The organism is Meiothermus sp. (assembly GCF_026004115.1).
In the GTDB taxonomy this organism is placed as follows: domain Bacteria; phylum Deinococcota; class Deinococci; order Deinococcales; family Thermaceae; genus Meiothermus.
Genome location: NZ_BPIM01000001.1, coordinates 1,421,713 through 1,439,848, shown reverse-complemented (window position 1 = coordinate 1,439,848; position 18,136 = coordinate 1,421,713). Strand labels below are relative to the sequence as shown.

19 protein-coding genes are annotated in these 18,136 nt (G+C 60.3%); 10 read left to right on the top strand and 9 right to left on the bottom strand.

The window, feature by feature from the left end:
* The first annotated feature begins 132 nt into the window (after positions 1-132).
* The 4 genes from Q0X23_RS06885 (at position 133) to Q0X23_RS06870 (ending at position 3,529) form a co-directional block, all read left to right on the top strand.
* Positions 133-1,278 (top strand): acyl-CoA dehydrogenase family protein, encoded by a 1,146-nt coding sequence (locus tag Q0X23_RS06885; protein ID WP_297859618.1) that lies wholly within the window; start codon positions 133-135, stop codon positions 1,276-1,278.
* Between the two features lie 35 nt (positions 1,279-1,313).
* On the top strand, positions 1,314-1,742 hold the full coding sequence (locus Q0X23_RS06880; RefSeq protein WP_297859617.1) for a four helix bundle protein: 429 nt from the start codon (positions 1,314-1,316) through the stop codon (positions 1,740-1,742).
* Between the two features lie 40 nt (positions 1,743-1,782).
* Complete coding sequence (locus Q0X23_RS06875) at positions 1,783-2,529, top strand: electron transfer flavoprotein subunit beta/FixA family protein (protein WP_297859616.1); 747 nt, start codon at positions 1,783-1,785, stop codon at positions 2,527-2,529.
* A gap of 61 nt (positions 2,530-2,590) precedes the next feature.
* Positions 2,591-3,529 carry an electron transfer flavoprotein subunit alpha/FixB family protein gene (locus Q0X23_RS06870; protein WP_297859615.1) on the top strand — a complete coding sequence of 313 codons (939 nt, stop codon included), beginning with the start codon at positions 2,591-2,593 and terminating at the stop codon, positions 3,527-3,529.
* Between the two features lie 393 nt (positions 3,530-3,922).
* Here the strand turns inward: Q0X23_RS06870 and Q0X23_RS06865 are convergent, their stop codons facing one another.
* Entirely contained in the window at positions 3,923-7,099 is a 3,177-nt protein-coding gene (locus tag Q0X23_RS06865; RefSeq protein ID WP_297859614.1) for an ExeM/NucH family extracellular endonuclease, read from the bottom strand.
* Positions 7,100-7,288: 189 nt separating this feature from the next.
* Between Q0X23_RS06865 and Q0X23_RS06860 the strand changes: the two genes are divergently transcribed.
* On the top strand, positions 7,289-7,615 hold the full coding sequence (locus Q0X23_RS06860; protein WP_297859613.1) for a hypothetical protein: 327 nt from the start codon (positions 7,289-7,291) through the stop codon (positions 7,613-7,615).
* Positions 7,616-7,723: 108 nt separating this feature from the next.
* On the opposite strand, the gene Q0X23_RS06855 is transcribed toward Q0X23_RS06860, so the two are convergent.
* Positions 7,724-7,927 carry a DUF2892 domain-containing protein gene (locus tag Q0X23_RS06855; RefSeq protein ID WP_119339839.1) on the bottom strand — a complete coding sequence of 68 codons (204 nt, stop codon included), beginning with the start codon at positions 7,925-7,927 and terminating at the stop codon, positions 7,724-7,726.
* 146 nt (positions 7,928-8,073) lie between these two features.
* Positions 8,074-8,286, bottom strand: coding sequence for a DUF2892 domain-containing protein (locus tag Q0X23_RS06850; RefSeq protein ID WP_119339838.1), 213 nt, complete (start codon positions 8,284-8,286; stop codon positions 8,074-8,076).
* Between the two features lie 131 nt (positions 8,287-8,417).
* Between Q0X23_RS06850 and Q0X23_RS06845 the strand changes: the two genes are divergently transcribed.
* Both Q0X23_RS06845 and opgC read left to right on the top strand, forming a co-directional pair.
* On the top strand, positions 8,418-9,023 hold the full coding sequence (locus Q0X23_RS06845; protein ID WP_297859612.1) for a metalloregulator ArsR/SmtB family transcription factor: 606 nt from the start codon (positions 8,418-8,420) through the stop codon (positions 9,021-9,023).
* 54 nt (positions 9,024-9,077) lie between these two features.
* Positions 9,078-10,172, top strand: a complete 1,095-nt coding sequence (gene opgC, locus Q0X23_RS06840) for an OpgC domain-containing protein (protein WP_297859611.1) — start codon at positions 9,078-9,080, stop codon at positions 10,170-10,172.
* On the opposite strand, the gene Q0X23_RS06835 is transcribed toward opgC, so the two are convergent.
* From Q0X23_RS06835 to Q0X23_RS06825, 3 genes are all read right to left on the bottom strand, one after another.
* Positions 10,169-11,002 carry a neutral zinc metallopeptidase gene (locus Q0X23_RS06835; protein WP_297859610.1) on the bottom strand — a complete coding sequence of 278 codons (834 nt, stop codon included), beginning with the start codon at positions 11,000-11,002 and terminating at the stop codon, positions 10,169-10,171. The genes opgC and Q0X23_RS06835 overlap by 4 nt on opposite strands.
* Positions 10,999-11,532 (bottom strand): DinB family protein, encoded by a 534-nt coding sequence (locus Q0X23_RS06830; protein ID WP_297859609.1) that lies wholly within the window; start codon positions 11,530-11,532, stop codon positions 10,999-11,001. Before Q0X23_RS06830 ends, Q0X23_RS06835 begins: the two co-directional genes overlap by 4 nt.
* Positions 11,533-11,639: 107 nt before the next feature.
* Complete coding sequence (locus Q0X23_RS06825) at positions 11,640-11,867, bottom strand: hypothetical protein (RefSeq protein WP_119341977.1); 228 nt, start codon at positions 11,865-11,867, stop codon at positions 11,640-11,642.
* A 271-nt stretch (positions 11,868-12,138) separates the two neighbouring features.
* Here Q0X23_RS06825 and Q0X23_RS06820 point away from each other — a divergent pair, with 271 nt between their 5' ends.
* Positions 12,139-12,933, top strand: a complete 795-nt coding sequence (locus tag Q0X23_RS06820) for an enoyl-ACP reductase (RefSeq protein WP_297859608.1) — start codon at positions 12,139-12,141, stop codon at positions 12,931-12,933.
* A 578-nt stretch (positions 12,934-13,511) separates the two neighbouring features.
* Here the strand turns inward: Q0X23_RS06820 and Q0X23_RS06815 are convergent.
* The gene (locus Q0X23_RS06815) at positions 13,512-13,901 is read right to left on the bottom strand and encodes a S1 RNA-binding domain-containing protein (protein ID WP_119341975.1); all 390 of its coding nucleotides are present in this window, start codon (positions 13,899-13,901) and stop codon (positions 13,512-13,514) included.
* Between the two features lie 212 nt (positions 13,902-14,113).
* Here Q0X23_RS06815 and Q0X23_RS06810 point away from each other — a divergent pair, with 212 nt between their 5' ends.
* Positions 14,114-15,298, top strand: a complete 1,185-nt coding sequence (locus Q0X23_RS06810) for an acyl-CoA dehydrogenase family protein (RefSeq protein WP_297859607.1) — start codon at positions 14,114-14,116, stop codon at positions 15,296-15,298.
* Between the two features lie 127 nt (positions 15,299-15,425).
* Positions 15,426-16,544 carry a quinone-dependent dihydroorotate dehydrogenase gene (locus Q0X23_RS06805; RefSeq protein WP_297859606.1) on the top strand — a complete coding sequence of 373 codons (1,119 nt, stop codon included), beginning with the start codon at positions 15,426-15,428 and terminating at the stop codon, positions 16,542-16,544.
* A 59-nt stretch (positions 16,545-16,603) separates the two neighbouring features.
* Here the strand turns inward: Q0X23_RS06805 and Q0X23_RS06800 are convergent, their stop codons facing one another.
* Entirely contained in the window at positions 16,604-17,431 is an 828-nt protein-coding gene (locus tag Q0X23_RS06800) for a patatin-like phospholipase family protein (protein ID WP_297859605.1), read from the bottom strand.
* 123 nt (positions 17,432-17,554) lie between these two features.
* Positions 17,555-17,959 (bottom strand): thiol-disulfide oxidoreductase DCC family protein, encoded by a 405-nt coding sequence (locus Q0X23_RS06795; protein WP_297859604.1) that lies wholly within the window; start codon positions 17,957-17,959, stop codon positions 17,555-17,557.
* Positions 17,960-18,136: the final 177 nt, after the last annotated feature.

Genomic DNA, 18,136 nt, shown 5'->3' with positions numbered 1-18,136 from the left:
GCCAGGTAGGAAAAAGTTATACTAAGTACAAGAAGTTTTTGTAAGGAGGTGAACCAACGCCGAAAGCTAAAAGCCGCAAGCCCGAAGCGAGTCGCTTTTTGGCCTGGGGCCCTTAGCCTTCCGCCTTCCGCCATGCCGATTGACTTCAACCTGACCGACGAACAAAAGGAACTGCAAAAGCTGGCCCGCCGCTTTGCCAAAGAGCAAATTGCTCCCATCGCCGCCGAGTACGACGCCAAAGAGGAGGTGCCCTGGGGGGTGGTGGAGAAGCTCCATGAGGTGGGCCTGCTGAATGCCATCATCCCCGAGGAATACGGGGGCCTGGGGCTGGGGATGCTCGAGGAGGTCATCATCGGGGAGGAGCTGGCCTGGGGCTGCATGGGCATCTACACCATCCCCATGGCCTCCGACCTGGGCATCACCCCCATCCTGCTGGCCGGCACCCACGAGCAAAAGCAGCGCTTCTTCAAAAAACTCACCGGGAAGCCGGCCTTGGCAGCCTTTGCCCTCTCCGAGCCGGGCAACGGCTCCGATGCCGCCGCTCTACGCACCCGGGCCGTGCGCGAGGGCGACCACTACGTGCTCTCCGGCAGCAAAACCTGGATTTCCAACGGCGGCGAGGCCGAAACGGTGGTGGTTTTTGCCACCATCGCCCCCGAGCTGCGCCACAAGGGGGTGATTGCCATCGTGGTGGAGAAAGGCACCCCCGGCTTTACCGCCCACAAACTGCACGGCAAGATGGGCCAGCGGGCCAGCGGCACCTATGAGCTGGTCTTTGAAGACTGCCGGGTGCCCGCCGAGAACCTGCTGGGCCAGGAGGGCGATGGCTTCAAGATCGCCATGCACACCCTGGACAAAACCCGCATCCCGGTGGCGGCGGGCAGTGTGGGGGTGGCCCGGCGGGCTTTGGAAGAGGCCACCAAGTACGCCAAGGAGCGCGAAGCTTTTGGCAAGCCCATCGCCGAGTTCCAGGCCATCCAGTTCAAGCTGGCCGAGATGTTGATGGGCCTCGAGACCGCCCGTGCCTACACCTACTACGCGGCCTGGCTGACCGACCAGGGGCTGCCCCAGGCCCACGCCGCTGCCATTGCCAAGGCCTATGCCTCGGAAATGGCCTTCGAGGCGGCCAACCAGGCCATACAGATCCACGGCGGCTTTGGCTACATGCACGAGTACCCGGTAGAAAAGCTTTTACGCGATGTCAAGCTGAACCAGATTTACGAGGGCACCAACGAAATCCAGCGGCTCATCATTGCGCGGCACATTTTGAGTCAATAGTCTGTAGCCGATGGTCTATAGCCAAAAACATTTCTATGGAAAATAAACAACGCAAAGCTCGACCACTAAGCAGCAGCGGTTTTTTTGGATTTGAGCAGCTCGAGGTTTACCATCTGAGTGTGGCCTTGTCGGTGCAGGTTTACCAGCTTAGTGGAGCCTTCTCTGAAAAGGAACGATTTGGTCTCACCAGCCAGCTAAGACGAGCTGCCAATTCGATTGCGCGCAACATTGTTGAGAAAAAAGGGCGCAGTACCGACAAAGACTTCTGTCGCTTCCTGTATCAGGCTCGAGGTTCCCTACTCGATACGGTCTGTTCGCTGCACCTTGCTGCTGAGTTCGGCTTTTTGCAACAGGCCGCAGTTCAACACCTTTACAATCAAACCAGCACCTTAAATGGTAAGCTCAACGCCCTGCTCAAAAACCTAGACACCAACTTTAATTGGGCCCTGACGATAGATCATTGACCACAAACTATAGACCCTTTACTACCTTTGGAGGCATAAGATGAAATTCATAGCAGTCATCCGGCAAGTACCCGACGGTGAGTCCCGCCTCAAGATCGAGGGGGGCCAGGTAGACCTCTCCGGGGCCACCATGATCCTCGACCAGATGGACGAGTGGGCGGTGGAGGAAGTCATCAGGCTTCAGGAGAAGCACGGCGGCGAGAGCGTGGTGGTGGCCATGGGCCCAGAGCGCTTCGAGGAGGCCATCCGCACTGCCCTTGCCATGGGCATTGACCGGGCCGTTCATCTGGTCGCCGAGGGCTACACCGACCCCATCACCCAGGCCGAGGCCCTGGCCGAGGTTATAAAGGCCGAAGCCCCCACGTTGGTCTTCACCGGCGGGCAGCAGGCCGATTGGGACGCTCAGGCCCTGGGGCCGGCCATCGCCGAGGCGCTCTCCTGGCCGGTGGTGAGCTGGACCACCCAGATCGAACTCGAGGGCGAGTCTCACGCCAAAGCCAAGCACGACCTCGACGAGGGCGCCGAGGTGGTGCGGGTGGCCTTACCCGCCGTCTTCACCAGTCAGCAGGGCCTCAACGAACCCCGCTACCCCACCCTACCCGGCATCATGAAGGCCAAGCGCAAAGAGCTCAAAAAGGTGCCCGTCAGTACCAGCAGCAAGGTGGCTATTGTGGAGCAGACCATCCAGGAACGTACCCGCCTGAACAAGGTGCTGGACGGCAAAGACCCCGTGGCCGCCGCGCACGAGCTGGTGCGGCTCTTACACGAAGAAGCCAAGGCAATTTAGCCGATAAGCCAGGGTGAAAGGCCAAAAGGCATCTTGGTTGTCCGCCAATCGGAGGTTCCCCATGATTCTGGTAGTTCTTGAACACGACGGCCAGCGCCTGCGCAAGGGCGCTCTCGAAGCCATCAGCCGCGCCCGGCAGCTTGCGAGCCTGGGCCCCATTGCAGGCGTGGTGATTGGCGAAAACACTTCATCCGTGGCCCAGGAGGCCGCCCAGTACCTGCCGGTGGTCTACGCTGCCGAGGTAGGGCCCTACACCGCTGAAAAGTGGGCCCAGGCCGCCTACAGCGCAGTACAAAAAAGCGCAGCCCAGGTGGTCATCGCCTCCGGGGGCCGCCAAAGCCGCACCTGGACGGCCCGGCTGGCCTACAGGATGAAGGCCGGGCTGCTGGAAGACACCCTGGAAACCAGCACCGACGGTCAAAGCATCATCGGCACCCGCTACAGCTTTCTGAACCGCGTCACCGAGCGTCAGCAGGCCCCCTTGCCGGTGGTCTTTACGGCCAAACCCAACACCACCCCCCTGGCCGAGCCCCAGGGTAGCGGTACAGTAGAGGCCCTCGAGGTAAGCATTCCCGCTGGGGTAGAGATCCTGGAACGCGTAGCCGAGCAGAAGAAAGGGGTCTCGCTGACCGAGGCCACCGTGGTGGTTACAGGCGGGCGCGGGCTGGGCAGCCCGGAGGCTTTTGCGGGAGTGGAAGAACTGGCCAACGCCCTGGGCGCAGCGGTGGGCGCGACCCGCGCGGTGGTGGATGCGGGCTGGCGGCCCTACGGCGAGCAGGTGGGCCAGACCGGCAAGACCGTACAGCCCAACGTCTACATTGCTCTGGCGGTGAGCGGCGCGGTACAGCACCAGGCTGGCATGAACAAAAGCAAGTACATCGTGGCGGTGAACAAGGACGCCGAGGCCCCCATCTTCAAGGTTGCCGACTATGGCATTGTGGGCGACGTGCACCAGGTATTGCCTGCGCTTATTGAGGCGGCGAAGAAGTTAAAGGATTAGAGCGCTCGCCACATATTTTGAGCCATCCAACTTCAAGATAGCTTTGTCCTGGACAGATTATACCGGATTCAAAAAGATAATCATCCAAACCAAAGACCCCCAGGGGCTATCTTTTTGAATCCTAGAGCACACCCCTCCCGAACGGTCGGCGAAGAAAGCGTCTCCCTTCCAAAGGGGCTTACGCCCTCCGCTACGCGGATAACTTCCAAGGGGCGGTATCGCCCTCCGCTACGCGGATAACTTCCAAGGGGCGGTATCGCCCTCCGCTACGCGGATAACTTCGGTCGGGTTGATTCGTTACCGTACGGTAACGAATCAACCGAATCTGACATAAGGTTTACCGCAAAACTCGAGTGGGGCCAGTTGACCCCACTCGGCTCTCTTGATGGGCAGCTACTTCACAAAGTTGAAGTTGGCCCGGTAGGTAATGCCGTTGGTGTAGCGCACCACCAGTTGGCGGCAGCTACCGGCCCAGGCTTTCTCGGTTTTCCAGGGGTAGGTGTAGCGATCTTGCAGGGGGTTGTAGCGGAGGCCCCCTTTGCTGCTGGTGGGGTGGGTGCCGTTCACCGCAGCGGTAGAGCCACACGGAATCACCTGCCACTTGGGGAACCCTGGCGCAAAGATGTCGAGCCCCTTGTTGCCGCCCAGGCTGAAGATGAGCGGGATGGTCTGGCCCGAGTTGACGTTGCTGAAGGCCGGGAACGGCGCAATGGGGCCAAAGAACCAGGCCCCCGGAGCAGCCAAGTTCAGCCCCACCACCACCGGGTCATGGTCGGACACCCTGAACTGATCGGGGGCATAGAGCACCGCTTGCAAGTTTACGGTCTTGAAGTCGGTGTTGTAGTCGAGCACGCTGGGCTCATCGGCGTTGATGTGGTACTCGGCCACCCCAGCAACCTGCGCATTCAGGGAGGCCGAGGCCAGGGCATGGTCGAGGTAGCCCCACTGCCCATCGAACACATACGAGTAGGCCCCAGGGCCCAGGCGGGTCTCGAGCAGATTCACAAAGCCCGCATTTTTGAGGGCGGTAATGGGGTCTTCCTGGGCGTAGGCGTTGTAGTCGCCAATCAGGAGCACGTCCGGGTCGGCAATGCCGGTGGGGTGGGTGGCCAGCCAGGCCGCAAGCTGGTGCGCAGCATTGGTGCGTACCGCATTGCAGTTGCCCTGCCCGTCGCCCTGGTCGGGCAGGTCGCAGGCCGAGCCCTTGCTTTTGAGGTGGTTCACGTTCACGATGAAAATGGCCCCGTTGTCGTTTTGCTGGAAGGCCTGGGCCAAGGAGGCTCGGTTGCGTGGGGCGCTGTCGCCGCCGTTCACGAAGGCTGCGGTGTTGAGCACTGCCGTCTGGCCCACCGGGGTCACGCGGGCCGGCTTGTAGATCAGGCCCACCTTGATGGCATCGCTGCCCAGGGCGTTCACCTGGCCGGTGGCCGCATCGGCGTCGATGAAGGCAAAGGTTTCTGGCGCGGTGGCTTCGTTGAGTTTGTCCACCAGGAAGGCAATAGCACTGTCGGGACCGTAGCCGTCGTTTTCCATCTCGTTGAAGCCCAGCACATCCGGGTTCATGGCCAGGACGGCCGCGACCGTCTTGGGCCACTGGCGGTTGAACTCGGGCAGGGTATCGGCGCCCCGGCAGTCGGTGGGCGCACCCCCCACCCCGTTCGTACAGTTGTCTACTGTGTCCGGCAGCCCGTCAAAGGTATTGAAGAAGTTGAGCAGGTTCATCCCCACCACCCGCAGGGTTCCCCCCACAGCGGGCGAGGTGGTGGGGCGCGGGTTGGCCGCCACAAAGTTCGCGTAACCGTTCAAGGCCCCAATAGGCCGCACCCGGTAGGCGTTGCCGCTGGCGGCGTTACCAGCCCAGGTATAGGTCATCACGCCCACAATGCCCGTGGCGGTGTCGCCCCCGCGCAGGGTGTTGCTGGCGCTCAAGGGCTGCCCATTGCGGCCAAACAAAATGGGGTCGGGGTTCTGGTTTTGCAGGGCGTCATCCAGGATGATGCGGTTGAGGTTGTTCTGAGCTTGCAGGGCATTGGCCGCAGCGCCGGGCGTGGTCACGTGGGTGGGCTGCATCAGCCTGCCGCCCGACGAGAGCACCACCTGCCCAAAGCGCCCGAGCTGGAAGTGCTCGGTCACGTAGAGGGTCTGGGGTAGGCGCACCAGCATGCCCTCGTAGCGCTCGGCATCGGTGGCCGAGGCAAAAGGCAGGGTCACGTCTACAGGTGTGACGGTTCCGCTGCCGCACTTGGTAATGGAGGTCGCACTCACCTGGGTCTGATCCTGGAACTCGTTCGCCGTTCCGGTCACCCGCACCACATCGCCCAGCGAAACGTTGTCGTTGTTGGCGTTGAACACGAAAATGCCGTCGGAGGTGGTGTTATCGCCATCGCCGGTGGGGTCTTGGATATAAAAACCACGCAGGGCCGGGGTAGGGCCTTCATAGTCGCCCACCACCACGCCCTTGGTGACCACACTGCCGGTAATGGCCGCCGCCAGGCCGCTGCCCTGAATCTGGTAGATGGGGGTATGGGGCAGGTCGCAGACCGAGACCGGGTTATAGGCAAGGGCAAAGTTGGCGCTCATGGTGTCGGGGGGGTCGAGGGTATCCACATCCGACACCTGCGCGGCAAAAACCGTGAGGGTACAACTCTCGCCCGAGGCGAAATCGACGTTGGGGTTAATGACGAACTGCGTGGAGGTGGCGTTGGCCGAGACCACTGCGTCGGCCACCGTGCGCGTTCCACTGGCCGAGCAGGCAATTTCAAACCAGTTGCCACTCACGTTCACGGGCTCGCTGAAGGTGAGGGCCAGGTTATCGTTGGGGTTGATGGTACCGCCTGGGGCCGGAACCGAGGCCACCACGCTGGGGGCCGACTCCCCGCAAAAATTGCGGGCGGAAGCTGTGTTGCGCGGGCTGGGCGCGGCTGCTTCAAAGTCGGCAGCGTTCTGGTCGGTTTCGGTGCAGCCGTTGCCCTTGCGCAGCGCAGCGGTGGTGTTGGAGAGGGTGGGGGCCACCGCCGAACCCTCGAAGAAATTGGCATTGCCATACCCAACCAGATCTACAATTTGGGCCAGTTGGGCGGCAGAACAGGGGGTGGAGCCGCCATTACAACCCAGGGGGGCGGTGCTCGAGACAAGCGCTACCTTGCCCGCTGCCGCTGCCATGGCAATGGGCGTGGGATCAATTAAGTCCGGTGCAGGCAGAGCCGCACCCGCCGTACCCCCTGCCTGCTGCACAAGGTAGTACTGCCCGGGTTGCAGCGTCACGCTGGGCAACTCGGTGAGCTGGGTGCTGCTGGCGCCAAAGCTGCCGGTACCCGTCGCACTGGCGTACTGGACAGACCAGCCATCCAGGGAAACCGGCGTGCTCCCGCGGTTGAACAGCTCGACAAAGTCGTGGGTGAAAGGGGCCCCGCTGTTGCCACCCCCGCCATACACCTGGCTAATCACCACGCCATTCGAGACGGCCTGAGCGGTCAGTTGGGGCTGGGGTTGGGTGGGCTGGGCCTGCGTACAGGCCGCCAGCACAATCAAAACGATAGCTAAAACACCCGGACGCAAAGATGGCTTCATGCAAACCTCCTGCCGAACTGTATTAACCTACCGTCAGGGCAGTGTAGCGAACAAGCCCAGTCAAAAAAACGGTTAGGCCCAGCTTACCGCAAAGGTGCGTTTCTTTTGACATTACCTTGGCATGCCCAGTGCACGGGCAACTTGTTTTGTGGCGCGTTTTGAAGCGGGTTAATTGGGCAAAATTGCCATGTGCAGCTCATGGAGAGGGACTGCGGTGTACACCGAGTTCCTGGTTACCAGATCACCAGCCTATGTCAGCATGGCCCTGGCCAACAGCCCGGTGCTGATGCTGCCCTGTGGGATGCTGGTCGGGATGGGTTCGGCCTGTTTTTCGTGGGTTCGGTACGGATTGTGGACGCCCGTGCCAAAGCCCATCGGGTCAGCACCCTGCAAAGCCTGCGCAACGGGCTGGCCTTTGGCCTGGCCCACCTGATTGCCGGGCCGGTGGGGGGTGCGGTATACCAGGCTCAGGGGCCAGGGACGCTATTTTTGCTGGTGGCCTTTGTTTTTCTCTGACCTTCTGGTTGCTGTGGGGGGCTCGAGGTGCCATCAACACCCTTCCGCCCCATGCGCTGACCCAAAACAAAACCCCGGCCTGAAAGCCGGGGCGAGGGAGGAGCGCGCTCAGGTCGCTTTACCTCGAGTATTAATTTTGAACGCCGCCCAGATGGGGCAGAAGTTGAGGGTGGCGGTTACTGCCATAATCACCCCCAAAAGACCAAACACCCAGGCCCAGATGCCGCTGCTACCAAAAAAGGCGATCAGGAAAAACACCACCGCCAGAATGTAGCGAACCAGCCGGTCTGTGCTACCCACATTGGGAACCATAGTTTCCTCCTCGTTAGGGAATGGGCCAATCAATCGCTTACAGGCGCTAGCACCCCTGGGTTTTGATTGACCCGATTCCACTTATATTCTACCCATCGTGTCGCGAAAAAAACTGTGAACAAAGGCAGACCCACCCTTGCGTTGCTCTAGGCTTTGCGCTGGGGTACCGGGCAGGTGTTGATGCCCAAAAGTGCGTACAGTGGGCAGAAGCCAATGGCTGCTGTCAGCAGCATGATCGCACCCAGGCCGACGGCCACATAGACCCACACCCCACCGGCCACCGTAAAAGCCAGCAGGAAGAACACCGCTGCCAGCACCAGGCGAATGATCCGGTCGGTTGTACCTTCGTTGGGTTTCATACTCCCCTCCTCTGAGTCGGTGAGTTCGGGTTCATAAATCGCACCGAATCTCTGATTTAAGGGTATACTTCATTTAGTGCTATTTCAATAGCGAAAATAGTGAAAAATAAACCAAGCCCCCTGGAGTCAGCATGAAAACCCCCCGTCCCCTGATGGAATACCTCAAACAGCACGGCCCCAGCACCATCAAGGAACTGATGGCGCACCTAGGCCTGAGCGAGACCGCCGTTCGGCACCAACTGCACAGCCTGGAAAAAAGCGGCTGGCTGGCGCGAGAACAGCGCCGCGAAGGCAAGGGTCGCCCAGCCACGGTCTACCGGTTGACCCAGGCTTCGGAGGGCCTCTTCCCCAAACGCTACCCCGAGCTTCTGGACGCCGTGCTGGCCGAGGCCGAGCGCGAGGGCCTCATTGAGCGGTTGTTGGACGGGGTGGCTGAAAGCATGGCGGCAGAGCTAAGGCGCAAGCTTCAGGGCCTCGAGGGCCCGGCCAAGCTCCGTGCCCTGCTCACCCACATGGACTACGGCGACATGCTGGGCACCCTGGAGGAAACCCCGGCGGGGTGGGAGCTCAAAGCCTACAATTGCTTGTACTACGCAACCGGACAACGTTTCGAGCCGGTATGCAACCTGCCGCCCAAGGTGATCACCAAGGCCACCGGCCTGCCCGCCGAGCGCCCCTTCTGCCAGCGGAACGGGCATCGGGCCTGCCACTTTCTCATCACCAAACGTTCGCCATAGCGCAAGCATTTTTTGACCCAGCGCTTCACCCTGAAAATTTATACTGGGTAGCATATGGCCTCCTGGTTACGTTCTTGGGTATATTCCGACTCTACAAGCCGCGATTTGCGCATAGATTGGCTGCGGGGCTTTTGCCTGTTCGCGATGGCCATTGACCATATTGGCGGCGAATCGTTTTTGTATGTTTTTTCGGGTCGACTCAACTTTTACATCAGTGCCGCCGAGGGTTTTTATTTCATCTCTGGCCTCACCTTAGGCATCCTGGCCAGCCGCCAGACCCTCCTGCAATCCCTCGAGCGGGTTCTGTCGCGGCTGCTGGTGCTCTACCGCACGGCGGTTCTGATTGCCCTGGGCTTCATGAGCCTCAGCCTGCTGGGGCTCAGGGTCTGGTACGACCCCTGGGACAAAAAGCAAAACGTGCTGGAGTTTGTGGCCGGTGTTTTCACCCTGCAAGATGGCTACAACGGCTCGGAGATTCTGGGGCTGTATGTCTGGTACATGCTGTTCACCCCCCTGGCCTTCTGGCTGCTGTATCGCAGGCAGGGCAGGTGGGTACTGCTGGTTTCGGGGGCGGTGTACATCTTGAGCCAGGTGTTTCCCACCGTGGTCGGGGCCCCCATTGCCTCGATCTTCATGCCGGCAGCCTGGCAAGTTTTGTTTTTTGTGGGGCTGGTAGTAGGCTTCCACCGCCTCGAGCTAGCCCGGTTCTGGGCCCAAAGACCCTGGCTGCGCGATGGCTTGGGGGTAGGGGTTTTGCTGACGGCTGCTGCGCTCATTATGGTTCATGCCCAGGGCTGGCTGCCCTGGCTGGATCGTTCGGTGCTGGGCGATGCCAACACCGAACCATTGGTATGGCCCAGGCTGCTGTTGGTTGCGCTGTATCTGCAGGCCTTTTATATCCTCATCACCTGGTTCTGGCTGCCGCTTTCCCGTGGGGTGGGCTGGTTCTTAATTCCCCTGGGGTCGGCCTCGCTGTGGACCTTTACCGCGCACCTCATCGCGATGGTTCCGCTCTACAACCTGCTCGACTACTGGAAGGTCACGCAAAACCCCTGGCGGGGCACCGGGCTACAACTGCTGGCCCTGGGGGGCATCTGGGCCTCTATCCAGCTCTATCGCTGGTGGCGCAAGCAAAGAGCCGCCGGTTAGTTGCGGAAGGTATCGCAGCGGTTGGGGTCGCCGCTCTGGAAACCCCGGTTGAACCAGGCCACCCGCTGCTCCGACGAACCGTGGGTGAAGGCCTCCGGCACCACATAGCCCTGCGAACGACGCTGAAGGTTGTCGTCGCCGATGGCGCTGGCCGCTGCAATGGCCCCCTCCACATCGCCAAACTCGAGCAAACCGCGCCGCTGGGCGTAGTGGCCCCAGACCCCGGCCAGACAGTCGGCCTGCAACTCCAGGCGCACCGAGAGCTGGTTGGCCACCGTCTGGCTACTGCGGGCTTGCTGAGCGCGCACCTTGTCGGATATGCCCAGCAGGTTCTGGATGTGGTGGCCCACCTCGTGGGCAATCACGTAGGCCTTGGCAAAGTCGCTGGTCTGCCCCCGGGCCAGGCGCTCCATCTGATCAAAAAAGCTGGTGTCGAGATACACTTTGGCATCGCGGGGACAGTAAAAAGGCCCCACCGCTGCGCTGGCATATCCACAGGCCGACTCCACCTGGCCATCGAACAAGACCAGTTGTGGGGGCCGGTAGCCCTGGATCATCTGCCCCCAGGTATCTTCCAGGTCGCCCACGATGGAACGCACAAACTGGCCCTCCCGGTCGTTGGCAGGTGTGTTTTGGGGAGCCGGGGCGGTGGTCACGGGCCCGCCCTGGAGTTGGGAAAGAATATCGGCAGGGTTCACCCCAAACAACAACCCACCCAGCAAGGCCAGTATCACCGCTCCTATGCCGATGCCGGCAGGGCCCCCCATGCGGGGGCCGCGTCCCCGGCGGTCTTCCACATTCTGGCTCTTGCGCAGATCTTCCCATTTCATAAAGCCCCCAATCGTTCTTGAATTTGCCGCAAATGATGCCGCTCGTGATAGACCAGGGTTTGCAGCCAGCCCAAGGCGGTCAGATCGCCAAAAAAAGGGTGCGCGTAGGTAGGGGGGTGCGACAAACGTTCCCCGCTTTCGGCTACCTCGGCCAGCACGCGCTCGCGCACGGCCTGTAGTCGCTCCAACAGGGCCGCACGGGATAGCCCCCCCTTGGGCTCCGTCAGGGGCGGGGCCAGGGGGCGGCCGTCGGGGCGGGTCTGACCGGGGGAAGACGGGGGGAAAGGCTCGGCCTCGCCCAGGGCCACCTTGCGCAAGCGACGAATAATTTTGCCCGCCGATTCTTCCACCAGCGAAACGTGTTCCAACACCTCGGCAACGCTCCAGACCTCTGCACCGGGCCGATGAAATAGCTGCTCGTCGGTAAGGCTTTCCACAAAGCGCACCAGTTCGCGCCTCGAGCGTTCCAGATGCTTGAGACAGTTCTCTGCGTCGCCAAAGCGAGCCAACCCCTCCTGGGCTGCAGGCATACCGTATTCTACTGAACGGGGGACACAAAATACCATGAGCGAGAAACCCCTAGCCAAATCACAACAAAGCGACCCCGCAGGGTCGCCTGATGGGAACTCGCTCGGGGCTAGGCCTTATCGAAGGCTTCGCGCAGCTTGCTGCTCAGAGGGAGGGAGATCAGGCCCTTGAGGTAGAGTTCGTGTACTGCATCTACCCCGGCAATCTGTTGCAGCTGCTCGAGGCTCACCTGTACATCATGGCCCGGCAAGCGAACCTTGACCTGGTTCATGGTGCCCGGAACCCACTCACACTGAATGCCTCCCATGGTTGCCACCCCCTGTTGGAGCGTCTGCATATCTACCTCCCTTGCTGCCGAAAGAGATTCGTGCATTTGAAGAATGTTTATAGTCTCAGGATTGTCACCTGCGGTAGTGAGAAATGTCCCACTATTGGTAATAATCTAAACAACCTGTTGTAGACATTATTCTAATAGGGTTTTATGAGGATTGGTTCAGAGGCGTAAAAGCAACCTGCGGAACGCTTTGCCAGGAAGCGGTCGGAATCTGTTCGAAACTCCACCAAGGGATTGCCAATCCTCGAGGCGGTGCGGGTAAGATACGGGGGTTATGGTCTGTATTGACTTGTCCGGCAAGAAAGCCCTGGTCATGGGCGTAACCAACGAGCACAGCCTGGGCTGGGCCATCGCCGAAAAACTGCATGCTGCTGGGGCCGAAATAGCCTTTAGCTACCAGGGGGAGAGGCTGCGGGAAAAACTCGAAAAGCTCACCGCCGGGCGCCCCAACCAGCGCCTGTATCAGGTGGACGTAACCGACGAAACCGCCCTCAAGGCCATGTTTGCCGATCTGCAGAGCGCCTGGGGAGGACTGGATTATCTAGTGCATTCGGTTGCCTTTGCCCCCCGCCCGGCCATGGAAGGGCGGTTTATTGATACCACCGCCGCTGACTGGAACACTGCCCTGCAAGTCTCGGCCTATTCGCTGGTGGCGGTGGCCCGCGAGGCCGAGCCGCTCCTGCGCGAAGGGGGCAGTCTGGTTACCCTAACCTACTACGCTTCCGAGAAGGTGGTGCCCAAATACAACGTGATGGGCATTGCCAAGGCCGCCCTGGAAGCCAGCGTACGCTACCTGGCCTACGAGCTCGGTAAGAAGAACATCCGGGTCAATGCGGTCAGCGCAGGGGCCATCCGCACCGTTGCCGCCATGAGCATCCCCGGCTTTCGCAAGATGGTGGCCAAGTACAACGCCACCGCCCCCCTGGGGCGCATGATTACCCACGAGGAGGTGGGGAACCTGGGCCTGTACCTGCTCTCTCCCCTGTCCAGCGGAACCACCGGCCAGACGGTATACGTGGATGCAGGCTACAGCATCATGGGCATGAGCTTTGATGAAGAAGGAGCCTGATATGGGTTATACCGGATTCAAAAAGACAGTTCAAAAGACCAAAATCCCATAGGTTGTCTTTTTGAATCCTAGAGCACACCCCTCCCGAACGGTCGGCGAAAAAAGCGTCTCCCTTCCAAAGGGGCTTACGCCCTCCGCTACGCGGATAACTTCCAAGGGGCGGTATCGCCCTCCGCTACGCGGATAACTTCGGCCCTGTTAGTTCGTCACCGAAGGGTGGCGAACTAACCGAATCTGGTATTACCCGTAGGACACTACCGCTAGAGGGTTTTGGTTCCTCGCTCATTGGTTCCTGCCTTGACCCTGGAGCAAGCAGGGCTCACAAAGGTTCATGGCTGAAAGCTTCTAGCAAAGGCACACCGCCCACCTTTGTCATTTGCATGTGCAACGGGCCGGATGGCGCCCAAGACGCTGTCCATTTTGAATGAGGACAATCCGAAGCCGCCTGGCAATACGTGGGCGGAAAAAACCAAAGAAGTGGGGCCAACTCCGCTTTGGATTCTCATTTCAACCTGTGCTGTCGTAAACCCTAAGGGCTGGCCGGTCGGGTCATCCTTCAAAATATATGCGCCAATGCCTTAGCGGCGCTTGCGCCCACCCTTTCCACCGCCCGGCTTTTTGCTGCCTCCACCGCCACCAAAACCACCTGAGCCGCGCAAAAAGCTTTTGAGTTTGTTTTCAAACTCGGGGGCCTGGCGGGGTAAGCGCTTGGGCCGGGGGGGTTCGACGGGGGCTGGGGTGAGCTCCTTGATGGAGAGGTCGAGGCGGCCCTTGTCGTCGCGGCCCAGCACCAGCACCGAGACCACATCGCCTTCGTTCAGGTGATCGCGGATGTTCTTGACAAACTCGTGGGCCACCTGCGAGATGTGTACCAGCCCCGATTCTCCCGTGGGAAACTCGATAAAAGCCCCAAACTCCATGATTCGCGTGACGCGACCTTCTACAATTGCACCGGCTTCAAGCTCCATTCAGGCGTTCCTCCAAAACGACTCGAAATCCCAACACAAGTGTACTAAAGCTGTAGGGATTCACGATGATTCACTATATCACCTGCGGCTTATTTCACTGCGAAGCGCATCCAGAACACCGAGCAAAACCGCCATCGGCCTCGAGTGTTTTGTAACGTATTTCCAACACCTGTTATAAAAAGTGATATATTGGTTGTACGGAGGAACCCCCAATGATTGCAGACCGCCCCAGGGACTTGTGGTTCGAGCTGGACAGCGAGGAGCGACAGATTATCGGCGCACTGCGGGACTTTTTACAGGCCGAGGTGGCCCCCACCGCCACCGAGCGTGACCAGACAGGCGCATTTCCCTTTGAGATTGTGAAAAAGCTGGGCGAGATGGGCGTGATGGGGGCCCAGGTGCCCGAGCAGTATGGCGGGGCGGGGCTCTCGACGCGTGTTTTTGCCCGCATCATTGAAGAAGTTGCAGCGGTAGACGGTGCCCTGGCCCTCACGGTGGCCTCGCACAACAGCCTTTGTACCGGGCACATTTTGCTGGCGGGCAACGAGCAGCAGAAGCGGCAGTTTCTCCCCCGGCTGGCCTCGGGCGAGGTACTGGGGGCCTGGGGCCTGACCGAACCGGGCAGCGGTTCGGACGCGGCCGCTATGCGCACCCGGGCCGAAGAGACCGCTTCGGGCTGGGTGCTGAACGGCTCCAAACAATTCATCACCCAGGGGTCGGTGGCAGGCATTTATGTGGTCAACGCCCGCACCGATGCCGCGCCCAGCGAAGAGAAAAAACACCTGGGGCTCTCGGCGGTGGTCTTCGAGGCGCCCATTCAGGGCTTGCGCATTGGGCGCAAGGAAAAAAAGCTCGGGCTCAACGCTTCCGACACCGCCCAGCTCATTTTCGAAGACATCCACCTGCCCAAAGAAGCCCTGCTGGGCGAGCGGGGCAAGGGCTTCTACGACGTGATGAAGGTACTGGAAGGGGGCCGCATCGGCATCGCTGCTATGGCGGTGGGGCTGGGGCGGGCCGCAATGGAGTTTGCGGCCAAATATGCTTTGGAGCGCGAGCAGTTTGGCAAGCCCATCGCCTTTTTCCAGGCCGTCTCGCACAAGCTGGCGGACATGGCGACCGAACTCGAGGCCGCACGCCTTTTATATCTCAAGGCCGCCGAGCTGCGCGATGCCGGCAGGCCCTTTGGTCAGGCCGCGGCCCAGGCCAAGCTATTTGCCTCGGAAGCAGGTGTGCGGGCCTGCGACGAGGCCATCCAGATTCTGGGTGGCTATGGCTACATCCAGGAGTACCCGGTGGAGCGCTACTGGCGCGACGCCCGTCTGACCCGCATCGGCGAGGGCACCAGCGAGGTCCTGAAGGTCATCATCGCCAAAAACCTGCTGGCCCAGTACAGATAGAGGGTGCAGGGAGCAGGGCAAAGGAATCCGAAAAGCTCGCAGGGGACTGTCTTCAGTCCCTTTTTCTTTTCTCCTGCCCCCGGGCCTCTGCTCCCAGGTACCCCCTTGCTCCTGCTATTCTTTCCCCGTGTACGAACTATTCAAACCCTGGTTGTTTCGCCAGGATCCCGAGACCATTCACGAACGGGTGATGCACGGCCTGGCCTGGCTGGGACAGCGGGGGCCTACCCTCGAGCTCATGCGTCGGCTCTGCGCGGTGCAGGACGAGCGCCTCGCAGTCACGGCCTTTGGCCTGCGCTTCCCCAACCCCATCGGACTGGCGGCGGGCTTCGACAAAAACGCGGTGGCGGTACGGGCCTGGGCGGCGCTGGGGTTTGGGCATGTGGAAATCGGCTCGGTAACGGCACTGCCCCAACCAGGCAACGATAAGCCTCGCCTTTTTCGGCTGCCCCAGGACCAGGCCCTCATCAACCGCATGGGCTTTAACAACGAGGGGGCCGAGGCCATTGCCGCTCGGCTGAAGCACTTGCAGCAAACCTTCGGCAAGCTCACGGTGCCCATAGGCATCAACCTGGGGAAGTCGAAAGCAACCCCTTTGGAAGAAGCGCCAAAGGACTACCTGCAAAGCCTCTCTATCCTCTGGCCCTATGGCGATTACTTTGTCGTTAACGTCAGCTCTCCCAACACGCCGGGGCTTAGGGCCTTGCAGGACAAAGACCGGCTGGAAGAGCTGCTTGCGGCGCTTGTGGGCTTTGTCCAGGGCCGCAAACCCCTGCTGCTCAAAATTGCCCCCGACCTAACCTGGGCGCAGATAGACCAGATTCTGGCGCTGGTGGAACAGTACCGGCTTTCCGGGCTGATTGCTACCAACACCACCACCAGCCGCGCAGGGCTGACTACGCCCACAGACGAGGCCGGCGGGCTGTCGGGCAAGCCGCTGCGAGCGCGTTCGCTCGAGGTGCTCCGGTACCTGCACACAAGGCTACAGGGCCGTTTGCCCATTATCTCGGTGGGGGGCATCTTCAGCGCTGAGGACGTGTGGGAGCGGCTTGCAGGCGGGGCCACGCTGGTACAGGTGTACACTGGCTTGGTCTACGAGGGGCCTTTTATGGCGAAAAAGCTGTGCCGGGGGTTGCTACAAAGACTGGAGCAGGAAGGGATGAGCCGCCTACAAGAACGCATACCAGATTCGGTTGATTCGTTACCGTTGGGTAAAGAATCAACCCGACCGAAGGGAGTGCTCTAGGATTCAAAAAGACAACCTATGGTTTTTTGGTTTTGTGAACTGTCTTTTTGAATCCGGTATCAAGCCTCGGTAGTAAGCAGCGCTTGAATCTCCTCGAGCTTGCCTAAGGCCGCCGCTTCCCCATCCTGGATGGCCTGCTCCAACTGCTGGAAGCTGAAGAGCCCGATGCCCTCGAGCTTGGGCCGCAGCACCAGGTCGGGGCGCGATACCGCCAGCTTGACCTCGGCCAGCCGAATCTGCATGATCTCGACGGCGCGGTACACGTTCTGGATGGGGTTGGCATCAATACCACGGCGAAAAATCTGTTCCCACCAGCTTTTCTTGTGGGGCTGTTCGCGCAGAACCTCGAGGGGGGTCACGTCCACCGCAATCACCCGCTCGGCACCCAAAAAGCGCACCAGATCTACCGGAATCTGGTTCAGGATGCCCCCGTCGGCCAAAAGTTGGTTTCCCACCCAGATGGGATTGATGGCCCCCGGATAGGCAATGGAAGCCCGAATGGCCTGGAACACATCGCCCTGGCGAAAATAGACCTCGGCGCCGGTGATCAGGTCGGTGGCGGTGATGCCCAGAGGAATGGGAAAATCCTCCATCTGGCGGGGGATATGGGGCTCCAAGAATCGCACCAGCTCGCTGTAGTTGAGCATATCGCTCAGGGGGTTCCAGTCCAGAAAACGCCAGAAAGATACCTGGGAGAGCACTTCCTGCACCTCATCGGCGGTGTGCCCACTGGCAAACATGGCCCCCATCAGGCTGCCCATGCTGGTGCCGGCAATCACGCTGGGCTTAAAGCCCTCGCGCTCCAGGACCCGCATCACCCCAATGTGGGCGTACCCCCTGGCCCCTCCACCCCCCAGGGCCAGGCCAAAGCGTTTATAATCGGCCATATCTCCAGGCTAAACCACCCTTCGGTTTTGCACTATCCGTTTCAAGAATTCCGATGGTCTATACATAGCCGGTAGCGCGTTTGCTATGCGGTGGCAGAGAACCAGACTCGAGGATATCCAAATTTACACGTCCAGGAAGCGCTGTTTGAGTTCTGGAGTGGGCACCATGCAATGCTCACGTTTGCCGAAAATGCGGTAGCGGTGCTTCGCTACCCTGCGGTAGGCCCAGTCCCGCAGCCGCTTGGGTAAAAACCACAGCACCGCCGGGATGCTCCAGATGCCACCCAGCCGGTAGAGGATGTGAAACACCGCGTCCGACTCGAGCCAGACCTTATCGCCTTCCAGTACCACCACACTATCCGCTAGGGCCTGCGCAGTTGAGATATTGTGCTGCGCGAGCAATTTCTGCCCAATCTCGGACTGCTGCGAGGCGAACCCGAAACGCCCCGAAGGATCGTGGCGAATGATGAACTGCACCGTGCTGTTGCAGAGATTGCACAGCCCATCAAACAACACGATGACCTTCATAATTTCAGTTTATTTCAGTTTGGCCCCTGGGAGTGTGGATAGAGTTGGAAAGCTAAATAAACTGCACCTCTGACCTGAGATTTGTTGCTTCTCCAGCGATATAGACCAGTGATATTGGAATCCTCGACTCTCGACCCCTACCGGGATATTTGTAACCCCTCTTGCGCCATAAGTCGA

Bases quoted from the DNA above. Each gene is read 5' to 3' on its own strand.
- Q0X23_RS06885 (WP_297859618.1), top strand. From the start codon at position 133: ATGCCGATTGACTTCAACCTGACCGACGAACAAAAGGAACTGCAAAAG.
- Q0X23_RS06880 (WP_297859617.1), top strand. From the start codon at position 1,314: ATGGAAAATAAACAACGCAAAGCTCGACCACTAAGCAGCAGCGGTTTT.
- Q0X23_RS06875 (WP_297859616.1), top strand. From the start codon at position 1,783: ATGAAATTCATAGCAGTCATCCGGCAAGTACCCGACGGTGAGTCCCGC.
- Q0X23_RS06870 (WP_297859615.1), top strand. From the start codon at position 2,591: ATGATTCTGGTAGTTCTTGAACACGACGGCCAGCGCCTGCGCAAGGGC.
- Q0X23_RS06865 (WP_297859614.1), bottom strand. From the start codon at position 7,099: ATGAAGCCATCTTTGCGTCCGGGTGTTTTAGCTATCGTTTTGATTGTG.
- Q0X23_RS06855 (WP_119339839.1), bottom strand. From the start codon at position 7,927: ATGGTTCCCAATGTGGGTAGCACAGACCGGCTGGTTCGCTACATTCTG.
- Q0X23_RS06850 (WP_119339838.1), bottom strand. From the start codon at position 8,286: ATGAAACCCAACGAAGGTACAACCGACCGGATCATTCGCCTGGTGCTG.
- Q0X23_RS06845 (WP_297859612.1), top strand. From the start codon at position 8,418: ATGAAAACCCCCCGTCCCCTGATGGAATACCTCAAACAGCACGGCCCC.
- opgC (WP_297859611.1), top strand. From the start codon at position 9,078: ATGGCCTCCTGGTTACGTTCTTGGGTATATTCCGACTCTACAAGCCGC.
- Q0X23_RS06835 (WP_297859610.1), bottom strand. From the start codon at position 11,002: ATGAAATGGGAAGATCTGCGCAAGAGCCAGAATGTGGAAGACCGCCGG.
- Q0X23_RS06830 (WP_297859609.1), bottom strand. From the start codon at position 11,532: ATGCCTGCAGCCCAGGAGGGGTTGGCTCGCTTTGGCGACGCAGAGAAC.
- Q0X23_RS06825 (WP_119341977.1), bottom strand. From the start codon at position 11,867: ATGCAGACGCTCCAACAGGGGGTGGCAACCATGGGAGGCATTCAGTGT.
- Q0X23_RS06820 (WP_297859608.1), top strand. From the start codon at position 12,139: ATGGTCTGTATTGACTTGTCCGGCAAGAAAGCCCTGGTCATGGGCGTA.
- Q0X23_RS06815 (WP_119341975.1), bottom strand. From the start codon at position 13,901: ATGGAGCTTGAAGCCGGTGCAATTGTAGAAGGTCGCGTCACGCGAATC.
- Q0X23_RS06810 (WP_297859607.1), top strand. From the start codon at position 14,114: ATGATTGCAGACCGCCCCAGGGACTTGTGGTTCGAGCTGGACAGCGAG.
- Q0X23_RS06800 (WP_297859605.1), bottom strand. From the start codon at position 17,431: ATGGCCGATTATAAACGCTTTGGCCTGGCCCTGGGGGGTGGAGGGGCC.
- Q0X23_RS06795 (WP_297859604.1), bottom strand. From the start codon at position 17,959: ATGAAGGTCATCGTGTTGTTTGATGGGCTGTGCAATCTCTGCAACAGC.